Annotated in this window: 19 protein-coding genes; 13 read left to right on the forward strand and 6 right to left on the reverse strand. The window is 55.6% G+C overall.

The annotated features are described in order from the left end of the window. Positions 1-56: 56 nt before the first annotated feature. Complete coding sequence (locus tag OOT55_RS15245; protein WP_265366699.1) at positions 57-1,244, forward strand: MFS transporter; 1,188 nt, start codon at positions 57-59, stop codon at positions 1,242-1,244. Here OOT55_RS15245 and OOT55_RS15250 read toward each other — a convergent pair. Continuing rightward, positions 1,241-2,257, reverse strand: coding sequence for a LacI family DNA-binding transcriptional regulator (locus OOT55_RS15250; protein WP_265366700.1), 1,017 nt, complete (start codon positions 2,255-2,257; stop codon positions 1,241-1,243). The two genes, OOT55_RS15245 and OOT55_RS15250, sit on opposite strands and share 4 nt — an antisense overlap. Before the next feature lie 383 nt (positions 2,258-2,640). Between OOT55_RS15250 and OOT55_RS15255 the strand changes: the two genes are divergently transcribed. The 9 genes from OOT55_RS15255 (at position 2,641) to OOT55_RS15295 (ending at position 17,054) form a co-directional block, all read left to right on the forward strand. Beyond that, the gene (locus tag OOT55_RS15255; RefSeq protein ID WP_265366701.1) at positions 2,641-4,095 is read left to right on the forward strand and encodes a sulfatase; all 1,455 of its coding nucleotides are present in this window, start codon (positions 2,641-2,643) and stop codon (positions 4,093-4,095) included. Positions 4,096-4,349: 254 nt separating this feature from the next. Beyond that, entirely contained in the window at positions 4,350-7,286 is a 2,937-nt protein-coding gene (locus tag OOT55_RS15260) for a TonB-dependent receptor (protein ID WP_265366702.1), read from the forward strand. 93 nt (positions 7,287-7,379) lie between these two features. Beyond that, positions 7,380-8,954, forward strand: coding sequence for a glucoamylase family protein (locus tag OOT55_RS15265; protein ID WP_265366703.1), 1,575 nt, complete (start codon positions 7,380-7,382; stop codon positions 8,952-8,954). Between the two features lie 57 nt (positions 8,955-9,011). After that, a complete protein-coding gene (gene bglX / locus OOT55_RS15270; protein ID WP_265366704.1) occupies positions 9,012-11,336 on the forward strand; it encodes a beta-glucosidase BglX in 2,325 nt (774 codons plus the stop codon). A 36-nt stretch (positions 11,337-11,372) separates the two neighbouring features. Further along, positions 11,373-13,025: a sulfatase family protein gene (locus OOT55_RS15275; protein ID WP_265366705.1), complete on the forward strand. Its 1,653-nt coding sequence runs from the start codon at positions 11,373-11,375 to the stop codon at positions 13,023-13,025. A 55-nt stretch (positions 13,026-13,080) separates the two neighbouring features. Next, positions 13,081-14,058: a metallophosphoesterase gene (locus OOT55_RS15280; RefSeq protein ID WP_265366706.1), complete on the forward strand. Its 978-nt coding sequence runs from the start codon at positions 13,081-13,083 to the stop codon at positions 14,056-14,058. An 85-nt stretch (positions 14,059-14,143) separates the two neighbouring features. Continuing rightward, positions 14,144-16,420 (forward strand): tetratricopeptide repeat protein, encoded by a 2,277-nt coding sequence (locus OOT55_RS15285; RefSeq protein WP_265366707.1) that lies wholly within the window; start codon positions 14,144-14,146, stop codon positions 16,418-16,420. 162 nt (positions 16,421-16,582) lie between these two features. Then, complete coding sequence (locus OOT55_RS15290) at positions 16,583-16,858, forward strand: acylphosphatase (RefSeq protein WP_265366708.1); 276 nt, start codon at positions 16,583-16,585, stop codon at positions 16,856-16,858. A gap of 19 nt (positions 16,859-16,877) precedes the next feature. Then, positions 16,878-17,054 (forward strand): DUF2256 domain-containing protein, encoded by a 177-nt coding sequence (locus tag OOT55_RS15295; RefSeq protein WP_265366709.1) that lies wholly within the window; start codon positions 16,878-16,880, stop codon positions 17,052-17,054. A gap of 25 nt (positions 17,055-17,079) precedes the next feature. Here OOT55_RS15295 and OOT55_RS15300 read toward each other — a convergent pair whose 3' ends face one another. Together OOT55_RS15300 and OOT55_RS15305 are read right to left on the reverse strand one after the other, a co-directional pair. Then, the gene (locus OOT55_RS15300) at positions 17,080-17,691 is read right to left on the reverse strand and encodes a DNA-3-methyladenine glycosylase I (protein WP_265366710.1); all 612 of its coding nucleotides are present in this window, start codon (positions 17,689-17,691) and stop codon (positions 17,080-17,082) included. Between the two features lie 39 nt (positions 17,692-17,730). Continuing rightward, positions 17,731-18,735, reverse strand: coding sequence for a Gfo/Idh/MocA family protein (locus OOT55_RS15305; protein WP_265366711.1), 1,005 nt, complete (start codon positions 18,733-18,735; stop codon positions 17,731-17,733). Positions 18,736-18,850: 115 nt separating this feature from the next. Here OOT55_RS15305 and OOT55_RS15310 point away from each other — a divergent pair, with 115 nt between their 5' ends. The 3 genes from OOT55_RS15310 (at position 18,851) to OOT55_RS15320 (ending at position 20,287) form a co-directional block, all read left to right on the forward strand. After that, positions 18,851-19,132 carry a peptidylprolyl isomerase gene (locus OOT55_RS15310; RefSeq protein WP_123639311.1) on the forward strand — a complete coding sequence of 94 codons (282 nt, stop codon included), beginning with the start codon at positions 18,851-18,853 and terminating at the stop codon, positions 19,130-19,132. Positions 19,133-19,371: 239 nt separating this feature from the next. Continuing rightward, a complete protein-coding gene (locus OOT55_RS15315) occupies positions 19,372-19,968 on the forward strand; it encodes a hypothetical protein (RefSeq protein ID WP_265366712.1) in 597 nt (198 codons plus the stop codon). A gap of 1 nt (position 19,969) precedes the next feature. Continuing rightward, on the forward strand, positions 19,970-20,287 hold the full coding sequence (locus tag OOT55_RS15320) for a winged helix-turn-helix domain-containing protein (RefSeq protein WP_265366713.1): 318 nt from the start codon (positions 19,970-19,972) through the stop codon (positions 20,285-20,287). A gap of 78 nt (positions 20,288-20,365) precedes the next feature. On the opposite strand, the gene OOT55_RS15325 is transcribed toward OOT55_RS15320, so the two are convergent. The 3 genes from OOT55_RS15325 to OOT55_RS15335 form a co-directional block, all read right to left on the reverse strand. Continuing rightward, entirely contained in the window at positions 20,366-20,842 is a 477-nt protein-coding gene (locus OOT55_RS15325; protein WP_265366714.1) for a methylated-DNA--[protein]-cysteine S-methyltransferase, read from the reverse strand. Further along, a complete protein-coding gene (locus OOT55_RS15330; protein ID WP_265366715.1) occupies positions 20,839-22,224 on the reverse strand; it encodes a DNA-3-methyladenine glycosylase 2 family protein in 1,386 nt (461 codons plus the stop codon). The genes OOT55_RS15325 and OOT55_RS15330 overlap by 4 nt, the downstream gene beginning before the upstream one ends. 128 nt (positions 22,225-22,352) lie before the next feature. Further along, positions 22,353-23,588: an MFS transporter gene (locus tag OOT55_RS15335; protein ID WP_265366716.1), complete on the reverse strand. Its 1,236-nt coding sequence runs from the start codon at positions 23,586-23,588 to the stop codon at positions 22,353-22,355. Between the last annotated feature and the right edge of the window lie 149 nt (positions 23,589-23,737).

Here is a 23,737-nt window from a genome sequence, read left to right on the forward strand (position 1 = left end):
GACGCTAACGAGTTCCAGTCTCTTCTTTTCTAATAACAAACGAGTCGACAAATTGAATGTTTCATCCCATTAAATCCGTACCATATTGGCGGCTATCGAGCTTTTACTTCTTTAACTGTGCTGTTTTAGGCGCAATACTTCCCTACTGGGGGCTATATCTGAAGGACCTGGAATTCACCGCGAGCCAGATAGGTACCGTGGGCGCGGTATTGATGGCGACCAATATCCTGGCTCCAAATGTGTGGGGAGGGCTGTCTGACAGAACAGGGCAGAGGATGCGCATCATCCGTTGGGGGAATTTTGCGGCTTTCTTTGTCTTTCTGGGGGTGTTTGCCTTCAGCGACTTCGTACCTGTTCTTATCATCATCGCTTTGTGTAGTTTCTGTTGGCAAGGGCTCAACTCTCAGTTCGAGGTTATAACGCTGACGCACTTGAGTGACCGCTCCAACCTCTACGGATATATTCGTATGTGGGGCTCAATTGGCTTTGTCGTCTCGGTCAGTGTGCTTGGTGCGTTGCTTGATATCGTCGAAGTGAAATGGGTGCCATGGGTAGTCGCTTTGTTTCTTATGATGACCTGGGGGAGCGTGCTGATCGCACCGGCCCCGTCGAATACCGTGCTGAAAACACACCTGTCTGATGGGAACATCTGGAAAATCCTGCGTAGAAGTACTGTCTGGGGGCTATTTTTGGCTGTCTTTCTGCTACAACTCAGCCATGGGCCGTACTACACTTTTTTCAGTGTTTACCTGGATGGTTTGGGGTATCAACGAAGCTCGATCGGTTTGCTTTGGTCTTTGGCGGTCGCGTCCGAGGTATGCATGTTTATGGCGATGCACTGGCTTTCGGAATGGTTCAGTTTGAGAACCTTGCTGATCGCAAGCCTGGCTATCGCCACGGTACGGTGGTTGATGGTGGGATTTCTATCGGATTCAATTTGGTGGGTTGGGGTATCACAGCTAATGCACTCTTTCACCTTCACTGCCGCCCATGTTGCCGTGGTACAGCTGATCCGAAAGCATTTCGGCGACCGCTATCAGGGTCAGGGGCAAGCCTTATACTGTTCCTTTTGTATCGGCGGTGGAGCGGCGCTGGGAGCCTGGTCGAGTGGCGTGTTGTGGGACTGGAGTCCGAAAGGCACCTATTCCCTGGCAGCTGCCGCCTCACTGTTGGGGATGGCAGTCGCTTGGTTCAGTGTAGTGGGGTTGAATCGGTCTGCGCCCAGGCATACTGATACTGCCTAAGCTGGTGCGGGGCCGGTCGTTTTCCGAATGATCAGCTCATGGGGGAGCAGAATCAGTTTATTTGCAGGAGCCCTTCCCTCAATCAAATCTATCATCGTCGCCATGCAGGTTTTGCCAATCTGTTCCATCGGTTGGGCCACCGTGGTTAAGGGCGGCGCTGAATAGCGGCCCATGGAAATGCCGTCAACGCCTATGACCGAAATGTCATCAGGTACCCGGAAGCCAAGCTCTCTCAGAATGTGCAGAGCGCCCAATGCCACAAGGTCACCGAGGCAAAAAAGGGCTGTCGGTCGATCAGGACGCAGCATCAGTTTTTGAACCCCTTCGATGCCGGACTCCGTTGAGTAGTCGCCGTAAAAAATGGCTTGTGGATCAACCTTCAGGCCGGCTTTCTGCATCTCTTCGTGAAAACCGAGCATTCGATCCTTTGTGGTTCTCAAATCCGCCGGGCCAGCGATCAGTCCGATCCGCCTGTGGCCCAACTCCAATAGATGGCGGGTGGCGGTACGTCCAACCTCTACGTTATCGACAACCACGCGTGGAATTTCTTCTTCATCCACAATTTCGGAGGCGCTGACAATCGGGGGCAGCCGAGAGGCCTTTTCGGGGCGCCGAAGATAATCAAACGGAATTCTCTGAGAGTTGATGATGACGCCATCCGCCTGCCGGCTGCGAACCATGTTGGCGAAGGCATGTTCCAGCTTGGGGTCGTCCAGTGTGTCGCCGAGAAGTACAGAGTAGCGCTTGGCAATGGCCTCTTGTTCAATGGCTCTCACGATAGGAGAGAAGTACGGGTTGGTGATGTCCGGCAACATTACGAGTATGTTGCGGGAGCTTCCTTGCCGAAGACTGGCGCCGAGGCTGTTCGGGGTGTAATCCATCTGTTCTACAACGGCCAGAACTTTCTTGCGGGTTTTTTCGGAGACGATATCCGGGTTCCGTAACGTTCTGGATACTGTGGCCTCGCAAACTCCAGCCGCTTTTGCAATATCTTTGATCTTGATGTTCGACACCGCATTTCTCCTCGACATAGAATGCCTCTGGGTATGCATCGGAATGACTGCCGTGACCGATGATATCGATTTCATGTCCCGGTTAGCGCATTATGATCCCAGAAAAGCCTTTGGATGACAATTCCAGTCGGTATTTTGATGTAATTATCAGCAAAAACTGGGGCAGTACGCCTTTTTTGGCGATAACCCATTGAAATTTATAGGGAAACCAGGGATATAAAAATCCCCGGGGCAAGATTGACGGCCCGGAAATCAATTGGTAACATAATGACATCGATTTCATTTTGGTTCGGATGGCTTGCTCGGACCCCAATCGATCAGGTGCCATGTCTGCACCCTTAATACGTAATGACATACGTAATGACCCAAAGAGGTTTTGCAAATTGAATAATAATACCCATTGGTACGGCAATTTCGGTCCCCTCGCGTTGTTCCTCCTGTTTTTCGTGGCGGTGTCGCCCCCAGTGGAGGCGCAAAGGAACGTTGTGTTCATTTTGAGTGACGATCACCGCTATGATTTCATGGGCTTTATGGATGAGGCTCCGGATTTTCTGTCCACTCCAGCGCTCGATCGCATGGCGTCGGAAGGAATGCACGTGCGTAATGCCTTCGTCACAACGTCCTTGTGCTCCCCCAGCCGGGCATCCATCCTGACGGGCCGGTACGCCCACAACCATGGCATCGTCGATAACACCAGTCCGATTCCGGAAGGCACCCAATTTTTCGCCGAAGACCTTCGGCGAGCGGGATACAGCACCGCTTTTATTGGCAAATGGCATATGGGGGAAGAAAACGACGAGCCGCAGCCCGGGTTTGACCATTGGGTCAGCTTCGAAGGGCAGGGCGTGTATCAAGACCCCCACCTCAATATTAATGGCGAACATGTTCAGCAGGATGGTTATATTACCGACCTGTTGACCAACCATGCGTTAGATTGGATGCGGCAACAGAAAGATAAGGAAGCTCCCTTTTTCGTCTACCTGTCTCATAAGGCCGTGCATGCTGAGTTCAAGCCGGCGAGCCGGCATGAGGGGGGCTATGGTGATGTGGACATTCCGTACCCTGAATCAATGGCCAAAACCGAAAGCAATTATGACGGGAAGCCTGATTGGGTGAAGCAGCAGCGAAATAGCTGGCACGGTGTGGACTTTGCCTATCATGGCGCGATGGACTTTGATCAGTTCTATCGCCGTTACGTTGAAACACTGATGGCAGTGGATGAAAGCGTTGATCAAGTAATGAACTTCCTGAAAACCAATGACCTGGAGGAAGATACTCTGGTTATTTACATGGGTGACAATGGCTTCCTGTTGGGGGAGCATGGCTTGATTGACAAGCGAAACGCCTATGAGGAATCGATTCGGGTGCCGATGCTGGCGTGGGCTCCAGGCGATATATCACCCGGATCAGTGTTGCAAAGCCAGGTCAGGAATATTGATATTGCGCCAACCATTCTGGAACTTGCTGGCGCCGGTACCAGTATCCCGATGGACGGAAGATCGGTGCTCTCGTTGCTTCGGGGGAATGATGAAGCCGAGGATCGAGAGTTCCTTTACGAGTACTACTGGGAACATGCATTCCCCCACACGCCCACAACATTCGCGATACGCAACGATCGCTTCAAGTACATCTACTATCATGGGGTTTGGGATACCGCTGAGCTTTATGACCTGAAATCCGATCCGAAGGAACAGCATAATCTGATAGATGTGCCTGCGTACAGCGATGTGGTCCGCTCTATGAGCGCACGCCTGTTTGATCGCCTGGAGGAGGATGACGCCATGAGAGTCCCCATGCGTCGAGGTCACTGGCAGGCCGGGGAGCGGTTGCTGGACTAGCGGTCGCCCCCAGCGGAGCAGCGGCGGGGCGGTATGGCGGTTGCTGTCAGGGTTTCTGGAAGTTTGCGTTACACGAACATGAGTGTTGCGACACTCATTCTTAGGGAGTGAGATGAAATCGATTTCTTTTTGGCGCAAAAGCGCTGATACGAAAACGATTTCTGCGCTGTAGATAAGTGCATGGGTTTTTGCCATGCATGAACAATAAATCTAAACGACGAAACTGAACGTCTCAACAAATCAGGAGAGCCAACATGAATAAATACTCAAAGTGGTTGAAGCGGAGCGCTTTGTCTCTGGCGGTTGCCTCGGTGGGAATGTCTGCCCTTCCCGCCCTGGCCCAGATCGACAGCGCCAGTTTGCGAGGTAAGATCGCCAGTGGCGAAACGGTTCGAGCCGGACTGAAAGTCATTGCTACCGACGTTGATAGGGGATACACCTACACGGCGTTTACTAACCAGGATGGCAGTTATACATTCGTCGGGCTAAAGCCGGGAGAATACCGGGTACGCTTGGAAGGCCAGGCGCCCGGGCAAGGCGAAGAAATTACATTGAGGGTAGGTCAAAGTGCTTCGCTTGATTTTGGCGTGACCCGACAGCAGGCTGCCGACTCTCTCGAAGAGGTCATTGTGACCGCCCAGCGTGTTCAGGGGTTTGAGGGTGGCAGCGTAGGTACCAGTATTACACCGGAGCTGATGGCACGTCTGCCGCAGGTGAATCGAAACTTCCTTTCCTTTGCCGAGTTGGCTCCCGGCGTGCAGTTCCAGCAAGGTGCGGATGGCAGCTCCAGCATCCGTGGTGGCGCGCAACACCAGCGCGGCGTCAACGTGTTCCTGGATGGCGTCAGTCAGAAAGACTACGTGCTGAAAGGTGGCGTGACCGGTCAGGACTCCAGCCGCGGCAACCCCTTCCCGCAATCAGCCGTGGGGGAATACAAGGTTATTACCCAAAACTACAAGGCCGAGTTTGAGCACGTCGGTAGTACCGCAATTACTGCTGTCACCCGCTCGGGCACCAATGAATTCAAGGGTGATGTATTTTACGATTTCACCAACGAAGATCTACGCTCCTCTACCCCCCTGGAGCAAGATGCCGGTGAAAAGGCGGCTTCCTCCCAGGAACAGTATGGTCTGACGCTCTCCGGTCCAATCATCAAAGACAAGCTCCATTACTTCCTCGCTTATGAGAAAAAAAGTAATGAAGACCCTCGGGACGTGATGGCGGGCAACATAGCGGCGGACCTGCCTGCTGAGTACGAAGCCATGACCGGTCGCAAAGTCTCGCTTTTCAATGAAGATCTGTTTTTTGGTAAATTGGATTGGTCGATTAATGAAGATCAATCATTGGAAGCGTCCATCAAGTTCCGCCAGGAAGACGAAGTGGGCGGTTTTGGTGGCGCCAATACGGTCTCCCACGGCTCCAGCCGTGATCAGGAAGATACTCGTGTGAACATCAAACACACCTATTCGGGTGATGGTTGGGAAAACGAGTTGCGTTTCACCTACGAAGATTCCTTCTGGAATCCACGTCCGCTGACCTCGGGTTACGGCACCATTCTGGAAAATGGCTCCGGGGGGCGTGTGCTGGCGTTCGGCTCCAGCCCCAATTATCAAAACAAAGGGCAGGAGGGGTGGTCGCTGCAGGACGACATCACGTTCACCGAAATTGACTGGTATGGCGAACATGTCATAAAAACCGGTATCAAATACAAGGACGTAACGCTAAGATCACAGCAGCAGATTCCCTATAACCCGCAGTTCTTCTATAACGTCGAGTTTAACGGCGAAGGCAGCTTTGATCTGGTTCAGCCCTACAAAGTTGAATGGGGTGTTGGTGTTGAGGGGAAAGATAATAAAGGAGCAATTGAATCCGACAATATGCAGCTTGGCCTGTACATTCAGGACGACTGGTATGTCACAGATCGTCTGGTGTTGAATCTGGGTGTTCGCTGGGATTACGAGGAAACCCCTTCCTACAAGAACTTCGTGACCCCGCCGGAAGTAGCCGACGCTCTGCGTAACTGGGATAACATTCAGAATACGGACTATGACATCGAGAACTGGATCAGTACCGGCTCGGAGCGTGATTACTTCACCGGTGCCTGGGCACCGCGTCTCGGCTTTTCCTATGACCTGGATGCCGATGCACAGCATGTCCTGTTTGGTGGCTATGGCCGATCCTACGACAGAAATCAGTTCGATTACCTACAGATTGAGCAGACGAAAGGTACCTTCGTAAGTACTACCATCAACTTCGAAGGTGACCCGGATCACCCCTGCTCCGGTGACAATTGCGTAGATTGGGATCCGAAATACCTGACACCGGGCGGACTTGATGAACTGCGCACCAGCGTTTCGGGGGCTGGTCAGGAAATCAACCTTCTGAACAACGATATGAAAATGCCCTATTCCGATCAGTTCAGCCTGGGGGTTCGAAGCACTTGGGGCGACTGGAACACCGAAGTGACGTTGTCACGAGTTGAAGGCAAAGACGGGTTCAACTGGCTGTTGGGCAACCGTCGTGAAAATGGCGAGTTCTTCGCATCAGGATCCACCTGGGGGGCTCCGTGGGGCTTCTCTCCGGAGGGGTACGGTAATGTCATCCTGTCCAGCAACGATATGGAAACCAAGACCGATTCGGTTTACGTAAAAATCGAGCGTCCGCACCTGGATAACTGGGGGGTCAATGTCGCTTACACCTTCAGTGATGCGAAGGAAAACTGGCTTTACAGCGGACACTACACTCTGGATTACCCGAAAGTTTCCGACTATGGCTGGCGTGATTCTGTCGGTGTCTCCGATCACCGCGTAGTCGCCACCGGAACCCTGGATCTGCCCTGGGATATTCTGATGTCCGGCAAGCTGACCTGGGCGTCTCCGGCCTCGCATCAGTTTGTGAACTGCCTGAATGGTAATGATCAATGCTTCTTTGATCGAGTGGACCCAGATGAAGGTGGATTCAAACAGTTCGACCTGGCGCTGAGCAAGCATATTCCAACAGATTACCTGATGGACGGCTCCGAGTTCCGTATCCGCTTCGATGTGCTGAATCTGTTCGATACCCACAACTGGCGCAACTTCGATCTCTATCCGGGTAGTCCCACCGAAGCCAATCCGAACTTTGGCGATCCGCGTCGTGATCTGGCCGGTCCGTCCCGTACAGCGAAATTCTCAGTGGGATGGAGCTGGTAACAACACCGGGTCGACATGCCCCGGACGTAATGGCCGGGGCATGTCTTCAGCGCGGTAATAGCGCCTATTTACAGAACTTCAGAGGTAATCACAATGAACAATCAATGGGGCAAGGTGGCTGTCGCCGGACTGATGGTGATGCTGAGTGCCTGCACCTCGGCAACCTCCGTCATTTCGGCGGATGGTTATGATCGTCATGTTGAACTTAACTGGGATAGCGTCTACAGCCCGGATAAGACCTACGTGGTCAAGGCGTCCATCGACGGCGGTGACTGGGTCGAGCGAGTGGTAACGTCCAGCGACGGCTATCTGGATTATGTGGGTGATCAGGGGCGTAACCTGACCGTGGATTACAAGCTTTTCGAGCAGCGGGAAAACGGACTGTTTGAAGTTGGGGAAACGACGGCTGAAACCCGTGATTTTTCAGACGAAGAGCTCATCGATATGGTCCAGAAGTATACATTCCGGTATTTCTGGGACAATGCGCACCAGGAGACGGGCTGGGCTTATGAACGGATTCCCAACCCGAAAGACGGCGACATCATCACTTCTGGTGGCACCGGTTTCGGCATTATGTCCGTCATCGTGGGCGCCGAGCGCGGCTGGATTACCCGTGACCAGGCGGTAAAGCGAATGGAAACGCTCGTCAGCTCTCTTGAAGCGCTTGAAACCTTCCATGGCATGTGGGCGCACTGGTATGACGCATCCACCGAAGAGGTTTTCCACTTCAGCAAATACGATGACGGTGGTGATATCGTCGAATCCGCCTTTATGGCGCAGGGCCTGCTGGCCGCCCGCCAGTACTTCAACGCCGAGAGCACCGAGGAAGCCGCCTTGCGGGAGCGCATTACCGGCCTGTGGCAAGCGATGGAATGGGACTGGTACACCCAGGGGGAAAATGTTCTCTATTGGCACTGGTCCAAGGAACACGGGTGGAAGATGGATCACCCCATTCATGGTTACAACGAGGCGCTGATCGTCTACGTGCTGGCAGCCTCATCACCAACCCACGCCATAGATCCAGCGGTTTATCACGAAGGCTGGGCATCCTGGGACAGCCCTACCTTTGGTAACTACAATGATTATTACGGCATGGCGCTACCGCTGGGCAACAAAAAACACATGGGCGGACCCCTATTCTTTGCGCATTATTCTTTCCTGGGGCTGGACCCTCGCAATCTGCGCGACAGCTACGCCAATTACTGGGAACAAAACAAGCGCCATACCCTGATCAACCGGGCGTACTGCATTGATAACCCACATGGTTGGGAGGGCTATGGTGAGGATTTTTGGGGCCTCACTGCGGGTGACCGGGTGCCAGCCGGCTATGCCGCGCATGCGCCCGGATTCCGCCGGGATGAAGGGACCATCACGGTTACCGCCGCACTATCCTCCCTGCCCTACACGCCGGAAGAGTCCATGGAGGTGCTGAAAAACCTTTACTACAACCACGGTAAAGAGCTGTTTGGGAGCATGGGCTTCTACGATGGAATCAATCTCTCCGTTAGTGATGACCCCAAGGAGCAAGTCAGAAAAACTTACCTGGCCATCGACCAGGGGCCGATTGTGGCCATGTTGGAGAACTATCGCACGGGCCTTTTGTGGGAATACTTTATGCGCGACGAAGACGTCCAGAAAGGTCTGAAGCGACTGGGCTTCTCTTACTGAATAACTGCTGTGAACCTTAGTGCATAGGCTTGAACTCACAAACGTTTGGAATGAGACATGAATACTGCCAAAACATTACTGGCTTCTCTTCTGATTGGAGGAGCCCTGGGGATACTGGCCGGCTGCTCGGGCGACGTGGCTAGCGAAGCGGCAACGACCCCCGACAACATCGAGTCGGAACAAGAGAAGTCACCTATCCGCCAGGATGCGGAAATGAACGCTTTCATTGACGACCTGATGGAGAAAATGACGCTGGAAGAGAAAGTAGGGCAGCTTAACCTATTGACCAGCAACTGGGACAGAACCGGCCCGACCATGAAGGAGGACTACAAAAAGGATATTCGTGCCGGTCGGGTTGGTGCGATTTTCAATGCTTTTACCGCGGACTATACGCGTGGGCTGCAGAAAATTGCGGTGGAGGAAACCCGCCTGGGTATTCCTCTACTGTTTGGTTATGACGTCATCCATGGACATCGAACCATTTTTCCGGTCTCCATCGGTGAGTCTGCTTCCTGGGATCTGGGTGCCATAGAACAGGCTGCACGTATCGCGGCTATCGAAGCGTCTGCCGAGGGTGTTCATTGGACCTTCGCTCCAATGGTGGACATCGCACGTGACCCAAGATGGGGACGAATCTCCGAAGGCGCGGGTGAGGACGTTTTTCTGGCTACGGAAATCGCCAAAGCCCGGATTCGTGGCTTTCAGGGCGATGACCTGAGCGATACGGATACCGTCCTGGCCTGTGCCAAACACTATGCGGCTTACGGTGCGGCCCAGGCTGGTAGGGATTACCACACTACCGATATGTCCGAGCGTGAGTTGTTCAGTACTTACCTGCCACCCTTCGAAGCAGCGGTGGAAGAAGGCGTCGCCACCTTTATGACAGCGTTCAACGATCTGAACGGTGTGCCGGCGAGTGCCAGCAATTACCTGCTCAATGACCTTCTGAAAGATCAGTGGGGCTTTGATGGTTTTGTTGTCACCGACTATACCTCCATCAACGAACTGGTGCCCCACGGTTACGCCCGCGACGAAAATCATGCGGCAGAGCTGGCTATCAATGCCGGAGTCGATATGGATATGCAGGGAGCCACCTTCTACGAACACATGAGTGGTCTCGTCGAGGAAGGGAGGGTTGCTGAAGATCGAGTGGACGACGCGGTTCGACGAATTCTGGAGATGAAGTACCGCCTTGGTCTGTTCGAGGATCCGTACCGTTATTCGAACAAAGCGCGCCAGCAGGAATTTGTCTATAAAGATGAACATCTGAGGGCCGCGACCGAGATGGCCAAAAAGTCGATGGTGCTTTTGAAAAACCAGAACGACACTCTCCCGCTTCGCAAAAATGATCTGTCCATCGCGCTGATCGGGCCCCTGGCGGACAGCAAAGAGGACATGATCGGATCCTGGTCTGCTGCCGGCGACCGGTATGAGCGACCCGTCACGTTGTTGGAAGGTATCCGCGAAAAAGTTGGGGACAGCGTGGAAATCAATTACGCCAAGGGCGCCAGCTACGAGTTCGACAGCAAGGGAAGCGCCAGTGGTTTCAAGGAAGCCATTGAAAAAGCGCAACAGTCCGACGTTATCGTTCTGGCCATGGGGGAGAAGTGGAATATGACCGGCGAGGCTGCGAGTCGGACCTCCCTGGATATGCCAGGTAATCAGCTTGCACTGATGAAAGAGCTGAAAAAGCTGAACAAACCGATGATTCTGGTGTTGATGAGCGGTCGCCCCATGACGTTGACCTGGGAGGACCGCAATCTCGATGCCATTCTGGAGGCCTGGTACCCCGGCACCATGGCGGGGGTAGCGGTGGCCGACGTGCTGTTTGGTGACTACAACCCGTCCGGCAAGTTGACCTCAACCTTTCCGCGCACTGTGGGACAGGTTCCTATTTATTACAACATGAAAAATACCGGACGCCCCTATGAGCCGGAAGGTGCCGAACAGAAATACCGGTCTCGGTACCTGAGTACGCCGAACGAACCCCTGTATCCGTTCGGCTATGGATTGAGCTATACGACGTTTGAATACACCAACCTGACTCTCGGCGCCGATACAGTGACAATGGGAGACACGCTGACCGTCTCCGTGGATGTGACCAACACCGGAGACAGGAGTGGTGAGGAAGTTGTTCAGCTCTATGTCCGGGACGTGACCGGTAGTGTCACCAGACCGGTGAAAGAGCTGAAAGGATTCCGGAAAATTTCTCTGGAGCAGGGCGAGCGCAAAACTGTGGAGTTCACCCTCAGCGAGGAAGACCTGTCGTTTTACCGCGCGGACATGAGCTACGGCGCTGAGCCCGGCCAATTCACGGTGTTCGTCGGTTCCAGTTCCCGGGATGTGCTGGAAGCGGGCTTTAAACTGGTGTCCAACAAATAACAAGCAGGGGAAACCCCCGATCACTGGAGCATTAAAATGTTAAACCAACTCCTGAAAACTCACGCGAAAGTGGCGCTGGCGGCGTTGCTTTCGTCCACCACCCTGCTCAGTGCCTGTGTGCAGTCCGGGCAGGCCACGGTGGAAGCGCGAAAGCCGCCCAATGTGGTTTTCATCCTGGCGGATGATGTCGGCTTTGGTGATCTTGGCTCTTATGGTGGCAAGGTCCCGACCCCTAATATTGATCGCCTTGCCGAAGAGGGAATGCGGTTCACTGATGCCCATTCACCGGCGGCGCTCTGTGCGCCCAGCCGATTCAGTTTGCTGACCGGTAGCTACCCCTACCGTAACGGGCGGCCCGGCGGTAGCTGGGACGTGAACAACAGCTCGGGTTTCAGCGCAAACGGTGATCGCACCGACGCGGGTCGTCATATCACTGTTGCCGAAGTAATGCGGGAAGCCGGTTACAAAACTGCCTTCTTCGGTAAAATGCACCTGGGGGGAACCGTCTACAATGAAGATGGCGAACCCATTCGGGAAAAGGACAAGCTGAACACCAAGGATTTCAGTCGCGGCTTTGATGACGGTCTGAATGAACACGGTTTTGATTACTGGCTGGGTCTGCCCAGTGGTATTCAGCACGAGCCTTACGCCTTTTTCGAAAACGGCAAGTTCAAACCCATTGACCCGAGCAATCCGGCTGACAACTCCAGTACCCGTTTGTACCGGGACGGATTTTACCGGATCAGCGATAACGGCTTGTCCGAGATCGTGGAAGCCGCGCATGTACCGGCACGTGGCGACGTGGACTACGATTCCAGCCAGGTTGGCATTCAATTGACCAATGCTACGGCGGACTTTATTACGTCTCACGTTGAGAACAATCGCCGTACGGGAAGTGATCAGCCCTTCATGGTCTATTTCTCCTCCCAGGCGATCCATGTTCCGCACACGCCGCCTTTTGATTTCGATGGCGACCCCAGTTCCATTGATGAGCAGGTCTATGGAAAAACCGGCGCGATGACCTCCGACGTGCTCTATGAGTTGGATCTGCAGGTCGGTAAAATTCTTGAAACTCTGGAAGCGCAGGGCGTCGCTGACAACACGCTGATTTTCTTCACCAGTGATAATGGCGCGTTATGGCCCCGGATTACCCACTATGGCGACCCGTCTCATGACAATAATGGCCCGCTTCGTGATTACAAAGCCTCTATATACGAGGGGGGACACCGAGTGCCATTCATTGCCAAGTGGGGGGATGGAACGCCGGCGAATTCCGTCATTCGTCCGGGTAGCGTCTCGGACCAGTTGATAATGGGCCTGGATTGGGTGGCGACCATGTATGAGATGACGGGCGTACCAATGCAGAAAGACCAGGCGATGGACAGTATCTCCCTGCTGCCCGTGTTGACCGGAGAGCAGGATGAGAGCGACCCACTGCGTGAGTTTGCCATTTATCAGGCCGGCTTCGCCTACGACGGCGCGATCAGGGAAGGGGACTGGGTCCTGGTGGTGGACAAAGACAATCGGGCGACCGAGCTCTATAATCTGAAGAACGACCTGGCTCAGGAGTATAATCTGATCGATGATAAACGTTATCGAAACAAGGTTCGTTATCTGAAAGAGAAGTTTCTCACCTATAACGATCACGACGACGATACGGTCGAACCCAGAAGTACCCAGGTGCTGTGATCCCCATGTTTTCCCCCGGTAAAACGGGGGTTTTTTTTAGTTCATGAGTAGGTTGATGACCATGCGATATGCGTTTTTCATGATGCTGGCTTTGATCATTCTGACGGGGTGTTCCGCTGCCAGGCCTATGACGTTTGTGTTGGTACCCGACACACAAACCTATTCGGAACAATATCCGGAAATCCTGAAATCCCAAATTGACTGGATACTTGAAAACCGGGGATCAATTGATTTTGTCCTCCAGCAAGGGGATCTGACACAAAATAATAGCCTCGAGGAATGGAGTGTCATAACGGATAACTTTTACCGGTTGAACGGCGTGGTGCCATACACTGTTGCCGTTGGTAATCATGACATGGGGAGCGGCCCCGGTAAGTTCGCAGATGTTCGGGACACTAGCCTGTTCAACCACGCTTTTCCGGTCCGGATGTTGCGGGATATGCGTTTCTTCAGAGAATCTTTCCCCGAAGGAAAAAGTGACAACACTTACCATATTTTCAGCGTGGGTGGTCGAAAATGGATGGTCTTAAGCCTGGAGTTTGGTCCGAGAAATAAAGTGCTGGACTGGGCCAACAATGTGGTAAAGCGACACCCTGACGCCACGGTAATCCTGAATACCCACGCCTACATGTACTCGGACGACTCCCGTCAGGGGCGGGGGGACTATTGGCGGGCGCAGGATTATGGCATTGGGCAAGATAGCGGTGAAGATGCCGTAAACGATGGTGAGCAAGTATGGCAAAAGCTGGTTTACCCCAATGACAATATACGTTTTACCGTCTCCGGCCACGTTCTCAATGACGGGGCAGGAACCCTGGTGAGTACTAACAGAAGCGGAAAGAACGTGTACCAATTCTTGGCAAACTTTCAAGAAGGGGTAGCCGGCAGCGAGAATGGCGGCAACGGATGGCTGAGGATCATGAGGATATGGCCGAAATCCGGTAAGGTAACAGTGGAAACTTACTCCCCACACCTGGATTTGAAAAAGGACGATAAGAAGCATAATCTCGTGTTCAGAAATTTTAAGTGGTAATGGCGTACTTTTTTATCCTGAGCGAGGATGTCCGTTTGAGAAATGTAAGGCGGACGCCTTTTGGGTGGCGACAGTGTCAGGCTTTGTGAGCAAGATAGTTAGGTCGACTTTCTTCGGTTTGATTGCTTTTTTTCTGTTTCCGGCCATCAAGTTGTGTGCGGCGGAGGACGGGTTTGTCGGCTCCGGAACCTGTGCCGGCTGTCATGAAAAGCAGTACGAGCTCTGGCAGGGCTCGCACCATGACTGGGCCATGAAACCCGCCACACCCGAATATGTACTCGGCAATTTTGATAACGTCACCTTTGACCATTATGGCGATAAAAGTCGATTCTTCCGCCGCGACGATCACTTTTATGTGGAGACCGCTAACACCAGAGGTGAGAAGGAAGTGTTTGAAATCGCCTACACGTTCGGTGTTGAGCCTCTTCAGCAGTACCTGATTGCCTTCCCGGACGGTCGGTTGCAGGCGCTGAGCCTGTCCTGGGACAGTCGGCCGGAGTCCGAGGGCGGCCAGCGCTGGTTCCACATCTATCCCGATGAACGGATTCCCCACGATGACGTCCTGCACTGGACCGGCACCTATTTCAATTGGAACAGCCGCTGTGCCCACTGTCATTCGACCAATCTCGAAAAAAACTACGACCCCGAGACCAACCGCTACGATACCCGCTGGTCGGAAATCAATGTTGCCTGCGAGGCCTGCCACGGGCCGGGAGAATCTCATGTGGAGTGGGCCGGAAAGGACGAGGCTGAAACCGATGTCGGCAACCGGGGACTCGAGCGTTCCCTGAGCGCCATGGGCCAGTGGCTGCACAGTGAGGGGGAAAGTACCGCTCAACTCAAAGAGACGACCTCACCAGGCCTTGATGGGCAGTTATCTGTCTGCGGTAGCTGCCACTCCCGGCGTATGCTGATCGATGATCCGGACCTGCCCGGCCACTTTCTCGACAAACACCAGATCGAACTGATCAACCCGCCTCAGTATCACGCCGACGGTCAAATTCTTGAGGAGGTCTATGTCATGGGCTCCTTCTTGCAGAGCAGAATGTATCAGCAGGGGGTCGTCTGCTCCAACTGTCACGAGCCACACAGTCTTGAGCTGAAAGCGGAGGGTAATGCCGTTTGTGCCCAGTGCCACAAGCCCTCCGTGTATGACACCCAAAAACATCACCACCATCCCGCCGGCAACGGCGCTCAGTGTGTCAATTGCCATATGCCGGAGAAAACCTACATGGTTGTGGATCCCCGGCGCGATCACAGTCTGCGGATCCCCCGCCCCGACTTCAGCATCAAACTGGGCACGCCCAACGCCTGTACCCAGTGCCATGAGGAGCGATCTGATGCCTGGGCGGCCAGCGCTATGGAAAGCTGGTTGAAAGAAGTGGGCAAAGAGTTGCCCGACCATTATGGCGAAGCTCTGGCCACGGCCCAAACAGGAGCAGCAGACTCGGAAAGGCGGCTGAGTCAATTGGCGAACAGAGAGGGAGAGTCTGGCGTCGTTCGCGGCACGGCCCTGTCCCTGTTATCCGGTCAGCCTGGCAACCAGGCGCTGGTCACGGCCCGCGAAAACCTGAATGACGACGATCCGTTGGTTCGCCTTGGTGCTCTGCGCGCACTGGAAGTGCGTCCTCCCGAGCAGCGGTTGAAGGATGTGTTTCCGCTGCTGACGGACCCACGCAAGGTGGTGCGTCTCGAAGCCACAAGACTCCTGAACGACGTTCCTGACCGGGCCTTGACGGATTCACAGCGGGCAGTGCTGGAGGAGGCGAGGGACGCGTATGTGACCGTACTGCAGCAGAACGCCGACATGCCTGGCGCCCAAGTGAATCTGGGGATATTTCATGTGGCTCGAGGCGATCATGAGCGGGGCGAGAGAGCCTTCCGCCAGGCGCTAGTGCTGGAACCCTACCACCTGGCGGCGACCATGAATCTGGCGGACTTGTATCGTGTCCGCAATCAGGATACCAAAGGCGAGCCCCTGCTGCGGGCCATCCTTGAGGCCCTGCCAGAGGCGGCGGGCCCTCATCATGCCTTGGGCCTTCTGCTCATTCGACAAAAGCGCTACGAGGAGGCAATCAAGTTTCTCGACCGTGCCGCGGAACTCGAGCCAACCAACATTCGTTATGGCTACGTCCATGCGGTGGCGTTGACCTCCCTCGGTCAAGTTGCCGAGGGACTGGAGGTCCTGAGTGAGCTGCATGTGCGCCAACCCGATAACCTGGAGGTTCTTTACGCTCTGGTGGATACCCATCGGCGAGCCGAGCACTGGCAGCAGGCGTTGATTTACGCCCAAAAGGTGCGGTCGTTGCAGCCGGGCGATCCGCGAATCGAGCAGCTTATCCGTTACCTGAAGCGGCAATGACTCCATGGCAATAGTAGACGCGCTTACTCTCCCTCCTGGACCCACCCCCTACTATCGTGATGGGATCGGCGGAGGTTTCGGAGGCACGCCCAGACATGGCAAACTCTTGGGTTATGGATGGCAACGGACAGACTATGCCGAACCGGCAAGCGAGGCAATACGTTGATTGACGCTAAACACTACCTGATTCAGGGGCGCGTTCAGGGCGTTTCCTATCGCGCCAACACCCAGCGCAAAGCCCGGGAACTCGGCCTCACCGGTTGGGTTCGCAACTTGCCCGACGGTCAGGTCGAAGCGCTGGCCCAGGGGGCTCCCGAAACACTGCAAGCCTTCGAAACCTGGCTTTGGCAGGGCCCGGCGCTGGCGGAAGTCACCCAGGTTGAGGTCAGCGAGGCCGACAGCGAGCCGGCCGATTCAGATTTCATCGTGCGCTACTGATCCGCTGGAGCCACTCTACATGGCCAAAGCCCGTAAAAAGCGCAACCTGCCCAGCAAAACCTGCCCGGTGTGCGGGCGACCTTTCACCTGGCGGAAGAAATGGGAGAAGGACTGGGATAACGTCAAATACTGCTCCGAGCGCTGCCGCCGAACCGGGGCTGCGCCCGACCTGCCAAAACTCAGTAGGTCGGATTAGTGCGCAGTACGTAATCCGACAAGACTCACACAACTGGCCGCCTAAACCGCTTACGCGCCTTATCAATCTCCTGCCGCATACAACACTCGTGGGCATGATCATTCACCAGCCCCATTGACTGCATAAAGGCGTAAACCGTGGTCGGCCCGACAAACTTCCAGCCGCGCTTTTTCAGGTCTTTCGACAGTGCGACCGATTCCGGCGAGGTGCTCTGCGTCTGCGGGTCCACATCCGGTCGCTCCGTCGGCTCAAAACGCCACACATAGGCGGCCAATGATCTCTCCTCGGCAACCAGTTCTTTGGCTCGCTGCGCGTTATTGATCACCGCCTCGATTTTGCCCCGATGACGAACGATACCGGCGTCTTCCAACAGGCGCTGAACATCCTTTTCGGTAAAGCGGGCCACCTTGTGAAAATCAAAGCTTTTGAACGCTTTCCGGAAGTTATCCCGCTTGGCCAGGATCGTGCGCCAGCTCAAACCGGACTGAAAGCTCTCCAGGCACAGCTTCTCAAACAGCTGGCGATCGTCATCCACGGGAAAGCCCCACTCCCGATCGTGATACTCAAAAAACTCCGGTGCCGCCTTGCACCAGAAACAGCGCGGCTTGCCATCCGGTCCGGGTACGGTGTTGGTCATGGTCATTCTCCTTTTGATGGGGTGTTGTCAGGGTGGTTATCAAAGTCCGTCATTCTCGCACTCGTACTGCAGAGGCAATTGCCGTCGGATTTCGTCCATGACCGCCATGATTGCTACGGTTTCCGCCACGGGAATCACCGGGCTTTCCCGCAGACCGGCGCGCAGGCAGCGGGCGGCTTCCCGGACCTGAAAAATAAAGCCGTTGTCCGCGTTTTCGGTGCGGATGATTTCTTCGCGATCGATGGCACGATCTTTTAAGTACTTGACGGTAAAGGCGTCACTCTGCTGAAACTCCGGATAGTCAATATAGCCCTTGTCACCAAAGAACAACGCTTCCTGACGCATCAACAGATTGAAGCTGGTGTTCACCGTGGCAATGCAGCCTGAGGGGAAAACCAACTGGTAGGAGGCGATTTCATCAACGCCGGTGTCGCTGAACCGGGCGGTGGCGTGAATACTGGCGGGCCGTTCGCCCAGCACGTAGCAGAGCATGCTGATCGGGTAGATGCCCATATCCAGAGTGACGCCGCCGGCCAGTGCCGGATCAAACAGCCGTCCCCGGTAATGGTCCGGGGCAATGCCCCCGAAATTGATACTGGCGACTTTCACTTCACCGATGGTGTGGTTCCCGATGGCGTCACGCAGCGCTTTCATGCTGGGCAAAAATCGGGTCCAGATGGCTTCCATCAGGAAGCAGCCCTTGGCTTCGGCGGCGCTTTTCAGTCGACGTGCCTGCTCGGCGTTGACGGTAAAGGGCTTTTCTATGACCAGGTGCTTACCCTGCTCCAGCGCCATAAGCGCGTTGTCGGCGTGGAAGTTGTGGGTCGTGGCGATATAGATCACGTCGACATCGTCGCGTTCGACCAGCGACGCATAGGTGTCGGCCTCAATGGCGTACTCCCGGGCGAACAACTCGGCCTTGTCCGGAGATTTAGAGGCAACGGAGATGAGCTTGTTGCCTGTTTCAAGCTGGATGGCCTCGGCCATTTTGTGGGCAATCACGCCTGCGCCGATAATACCCCAGCGAATCGTCTTGTCTGACACTATGATTTCTCCTGTTGAAGGGCGCTCTCACGGTAACCCATTCCGGGCTGGATCTGAACGGCGTTACCGATTATCGTATGCCCTCAATCTACACCCATGACAAAGAGACACGATTATGCCTCAAGCAGCCGCCCGTCACATCCTGGTCGACAGCGAAGCGACCTGTAATGAACTGAAAGCCAAAATCGAAGCCGGTGAGGACTTCGCCAAACTGGCGCAGGATCACTCCAAGTGTCCCTCGGGTCGCAATGGTGGTGACCTGGGCACCTTTGGTCCGGGCCAAATGGTACCGGAGTTCGACAAAGTGGTTTTCAGCGCACCGGTCAATGAGGTGCAGGGCCCGGTGAAGACCCAGTTTGGCTATCACCTGCTGGAAGTCACTCAGCGCCAGGACTGAGCCTGATCGAATCGTCAGCGGCACCCATGGGGTGCCGCTTCCCTCGCTATCCATTCTGAACGCCCCCCAGCCCTGACCGCCATCGCCCAACCCGGAAACCAAATTTCATTTGACTGGGCATACAAAACAAAGTACTTTGTAAAACAAAGTATGGATGTAATCAGTGCCTCCTGAGAAGTGGGCTTTACGCCAGGGCGCTGAAAGATGCTTTTATTCTTTTGGTTAACAAGGAGAGCGAGATGACTGAACGTGCACAAAGCGACCTGGCTTACATTCGGGAGCTGATGAGCGAAACCCGCCGGGCGGCCTGTATCAGTGGCGGCTATTTCATAGTTTGGGGCGTCGTGGTAAGCGCGGGGCTCCTGCTGACCTGGTTACAGGTGGTCGGTGTTCTACCCTATTTACCCTACGTGACCTGGGTGCCCTGCATGATCCTGGGCATGCTCGGGAATGTCATTCTGGTACGCCGGGATAGGCGCGAACCGGTGCAGAGCTACGCGGGACGGTTAGTTGGCATGGTCTGGATAGCGCTAGGTCTCACCCAACTGTTGTTCTTTTTTGCAGGGCTGGGGCAAGGGGCTTTGCCAGGCGCCTATCTTCCCGCGGTATTTGGTGGACTCATTGCTGTGGGCATTTTTCTGACCGGCATACTGGCCGGGCTTGGTTGGCTGCGAAACATGGCCTTTGGCTGGTGGCTTGGGTCTCTGGCAATGTTTATCTGGCCGGGTGAAACCGCCATTTTATTGATGGGTGTCCTGTTGTTGCTGTTCTACGTGCTGCCCGGCGTACTCTTGATTCGGATGCGTCACCATCGGTTGGACGCGGTGGGAGCCTGAGGTGTCGGATTTTGATCATACCCAGATCGACGATCTGATTCACTCGCGCATTCGCTTGGCGGTCATCGCAGTACTGGCCGGCGTGGATAAAGCAGAGTTCACCTTTATCCGCGACCGGGTCAAAACCACTGACGGCAACTTGAGCACTCATTTACGCAAGCTGGAAGATCGTCGGTACGTGGCAATTGAAAAACGCATTGATGGCCGCAAACCGGTCACCGAGGTATCTCTGACCGAGTCCGGTCGAGAGGCGTTTGAGCGCTATTTAGCTCACCTTGAGTCGATGCTTGGTGCAGCGCAAAGCAGGGGCCAAACCTGAAAGCGGTATCATCGATCGCCCGCGGCCAGAAGGGCGTTGCGCAAGTGGTCGAGCCCGTTTCTGGTTCTGCTGGAAGCGTTACAGAGCGGCTGCACAGCGCCGCTCAAGGGCCAGTAACCAGGCTTTGCGTTCAACACCGCCGGCATAGCCGGTCAGTTTGCCGTTCTTGCCGATAACCCGGTGGCAGGGCACGACAATGGCAATCGGGTTGGCGCCGTTGGCGGCGCCGACGGCCCGGACGGCCTTGAGGCGCTGAATGAGTTCCGCCTGTTCGGCATAGGATCGGGTCTCGCCATAGGGAATGGTCAGCAGGGCCTTCCAGCAGGCCTGCTGGAAGTCGGTGCCGGCGGCGGCCAGCGGCAGGTCGAACGTCCGACGCTGACCGGCGAAATAGTCGCTCAGTTGCTGGCGGGCGAGCCGGGTCAGGGTGTTTTCAGCACGGGCGGGTGCGTCACCGGTATCGATAAAGTCAATGTGGGTGATGGCATCGTCACCGGCCAGAATGCGCACAGTGCCGATCGGTGAGTCCAGCAGGCTTTGGTAACGGGCGGTCATAGCAGACTCCACAGATAAACGGTCAGATAACTCTGCCAGGGCGAGGCATCCTCTGGCCGCCATTGGCGGCTTTGTTCCCCCAGCGCTTTTTGCACACCCAGATCGGAACCGAGCCAGACATCGCTGTCGCCCAGGCCCCGCATCCGGGCATAGTTTACCGTCCAGGGGCCGATGCCGTTGAGCGCCAGCCAATTGTCAGGGGCTGCCGCCCGCGCCGGCTGGCTGTTGAACAGCTCCGCCAGGTCGAGCAGGGTCTGGCGTCTACGACCGGGTATTTTCAACCAGCCGAGATCATTACCGGTCAGCTCGGCCGGGCCTGGGAATAGCCGGTACTCATTATGTTGGCCGGGTATTGGCTGACCCAACTCGGTGACCACCCGGGCGACGAGGTTGCGCGCCGCCGCAACGCTGATCTGCTGCCCGAGAATGGCGCGAACGCCGGCTTCAAACGGATCCCAGATACCCGGCAGGCGTAAACCCGGCCGCAACGGACCCAGATGCCTCTGGATCGGCGCCAGGTGAGCGTCGATGGTGCTGCTGTCGGCATCCAGGTCCAACAGGCGACGGATGGTCCGGACCACCGGCAACAGGGCGGTTGGTTGGCTCAGTTCCAGACTGACCTCGAAGCCAAAACGCTCGGGCCGGTGCCAGGCGGTAAAACGGCCACTGTGCCCGTCGGCCAGGCGAAAGGTCCGGCCGTAGTAGTCATCGCCGCACCATTCCAGGGTGTCGATCAGGCGGGTCTGGAGAAAGTCCCGCAGCGCTGGCCAGTCGTAGGGCGGCCGGTAACTGAGCAGGAGGCGCATGCCGGCCTCCGGGAGTTGGCGGGACGTCTGGCGTCGCAGGGCGCTGGGTGTCAGTCGCAGTGCTCTGGCAAAACAGTCATTGAAGCGGCGCACGCTGCCGAAGCCGGAGGCCAGGGCAATTTCGGTGACCGGTAGCCGGGTCTGTTGTAGCAGGCTCTTGGCGAACAGCACCTGCTGATAGAGACCGTACTGTTTCGGACTGGTGCCAACGTTTTGCTGGAACAGCCGGCCGAGGTAACGGCTGCTGATGCCGAGCCGGTCGGCCAGGTCGGTCACGCTGCCTTCCAGCAGTGCCCCGTCATCGATCAATCTTAGCGCCCGCTCCAGGGTGGTGTCGGTCCCTTTCCAGGCCCAGGAGGTCGGGGCGCTGTCCGGCCGGCAGCGCAGGCAGGGCCGAAAACCGGCGTTGGCCGCGGCAATGGCGCTGTCGAAATAGAGAACGTTCCGCTCTTTCGGCGCCGGGGCCGGGCAAATCGGACGACAATAGATGCCGGTGGTTTTCACCGCGACAAAAAACCGGCCATCGAAGCGATGGTCTCGGGCCAGTCGGGCTTGTCGGTAGTGGCTGTTGGTCACGGTGCCGTCCCCCAGGTCAATAAGGTCAGTGTAACCCGGGACGCAGAAAAAACTGGCCGGAAACGGAACTCAATAGGAGATTCGCAAAGTGGCCAGATCCAGATCCTTCAATGTGGCAGTGTCGATCACTACTCTTCAAAATCCGGGTTGCGGGGGTCCAGTACCTGAAGGCCCAGGGTCGCCTCGGGGGTGGTGGTGATGAACTGCTCCTGCTGGCTGACCGGAGTATGTTTTTCGTGGGTCTTCTTGAGCATGAACAGACTCAGTCCGCCCAGCACCAGAGCGCCGGTGATAAATAAACCGCGCGGCCCCAACACTCCCATAACCACACTGCTGACCACGGGGCCAATGCAACTTCCCACGCCGTAACTGAGCAAGAGGGCCGTGGCGGCGGCGGTGATTTTGCTGCTGTCCATCAGATCATTGGTAATCGCCACCGCGATGGGGTAAAGGGTGGCGGTGATTCCCATGTAGAGCCCTGCGCAGAGAATCAGCAGCGGCATGTTATGGTTGCCAAGCAAGGCTGCCAAGACACTGAAAGTCCCACCGCTTAACGATACCGCCAGCATAACCCGGTAACGGTCGTAGCGATCACAGATTTTCCCGACCGGCCAGGCCAGCAGCATGGCGCCAATAATGGCCGAGGCCATAAAGTTGGAGATCTGGTTTATCTCCAGCCCCATTTGATTGGCGTACACCGGGCCCATGGCATAGAAAGCGCTGATCAGAAAGCCGGCCAGCAAAGACCCTGTCGCACCCACAGAAGAGGCTTGATACAGGCGCCGCAGTGACATGCGTCTGCCCTGCTCAATAACCGGGGATTCGGTACGGGTAAGCGACAACGGAATCAGAGCCAGAATCACCAGGATGGCGGCCAGAGTGAAAGGCACATACCCGGCGGGATCGCTGACCCGAATCAGCACCTGGCCTCCGGTGGTGGATAGGAAAAACACCACCTGATAGATGGCGAACAGACTGCTGCGATTCTGATTGTCCGCTTTACTGCTGATCCAGCTCTCCACCACAATCATCAATCCGGCCATGACAAAACCGGCGAGAAAACGCAGCAGGCCCCAGAGTCCCGCCTGGACCGCCAATGGGTGCAGAAGGATCGCGACCGACAGCAGGGCGGCAAAAACCGCGAAGGCGCGGATATGACCGACGCGTTCGATAATCTTCCCGGCATAGAGCGTGCCGCCGACAAAGCCGATGGAATAAAAGACCAGAATCCAACCGATTACCTCCGCGTTGAAGCCGTCCAAGCTGAGCCGCAGTCCCAGGAGTGTCATCAGAAAAGCGTTGCCGGTTACCAGGAGAACAATACTGGTAATAAGCGCCGACAGGCTGAACGCCGTCTGTTTCATAGGTCCCTCCGGCGTGTTGGAGTGCAAGCAGGCGATGCGTTGGATGAGTGACGTTCACCTGAACATAGTGGCCACGGAAGGGCATTTCAACCAGGTTCTTCAGGCTGGGCAAGTTCACGCAGTTGTCATCAAACGGGAATCCCCCTGTC

Origin of the sequence: Marinimicrobium sp. C6131 (assembly GCF_026153455.1) — a bacterium.
GTDB lineage: Bacteria > Pseudomonadota > Gammaproteobacteria > Pseudomonadales > Cellvibrionaceae > Marinimicrobium.

Coding starts and splice junctions, on each gene's coding strand:
- OOT55_RS15245 (WP_265366699.1), top strand. CDS start 57: ATGTTTCATCCCATTAAATCCGTACCATATTGGCGGCTATCGAGCTTT.
- OOT55_RS15260 (WP_265366702.1), top strand. CDS start 4,350: ATGAATAAATACTCAAAGTGGTTGAAGCGGAGCGCTTTGTCTCTGGCG.
- OOT55_RS15265 (WP_265366703.1), top strand. CDS start 7,380: ATGAACAATCAATGGGGCAAGGTGGCTGTCGCCGGACTGATGGTGATG.
- bglX (WP_265366704.1), top strand. CDS start 9,012: ATGAATACTGCCAAAACATTACTGGCTTCTCTTCTGATTGGAGGAGCC.
- OOT55_RS15275 (WP_265366705.1), top strand. CDS start 11,373: ATGTTAAACCAACTCCTGAAAACTCACGCGAAAGTGGCGCTGGCGGCG.
- OOT55_RS15280 (WP_265366706.1), top strand. CDS start 13,081: ATGACCATGCGATATGCGTTTTTCATGATGCTGGCTTTGATCATTCTG.
- OOT55_RS15295 (WP_265366709.1), top strand. CDS start 16,878: ATGGCCAAAGCCCGTAAAAAGCGCAACCTGCCCAGCAAAACCTGCCCG.
- OOT55_RS15300 (WP_265366710.1), bottom strand. CDS start 17,691: ATGACCAACACCGTACCCGGACCGGATGGCAAGCCGCGCTGTTTCTGG.
- OOT55_RS15310 (WP_123639311.1), top strand. CDS start 18,851: ATGCCTCAAGCAGCCGCCCGTCACATCCTGGTCGACAGCGAAGCGACC.
- OOT55_RS15315 (WP_265366712.1), top strand. CDS start 19,372: ATGACTGAACGTGCACAAAGCGACCTGGCTTACATTCGGGAGCTGATG.
- OOT55_RS15325 (WP_265366714.1), bottom strand. CDS start 20,842: ATGACCGCCCGTTACCAAAGCCTGCTGGACTCACCGATCGGCACTGTG.
- OOT55_RS15335 (WP_265366716.1), bottom strand. CDS start 23,588: ATGAAACAGACGGCGTTCAGCCTGTCGGCGCTTATTACCAGTATTGTT.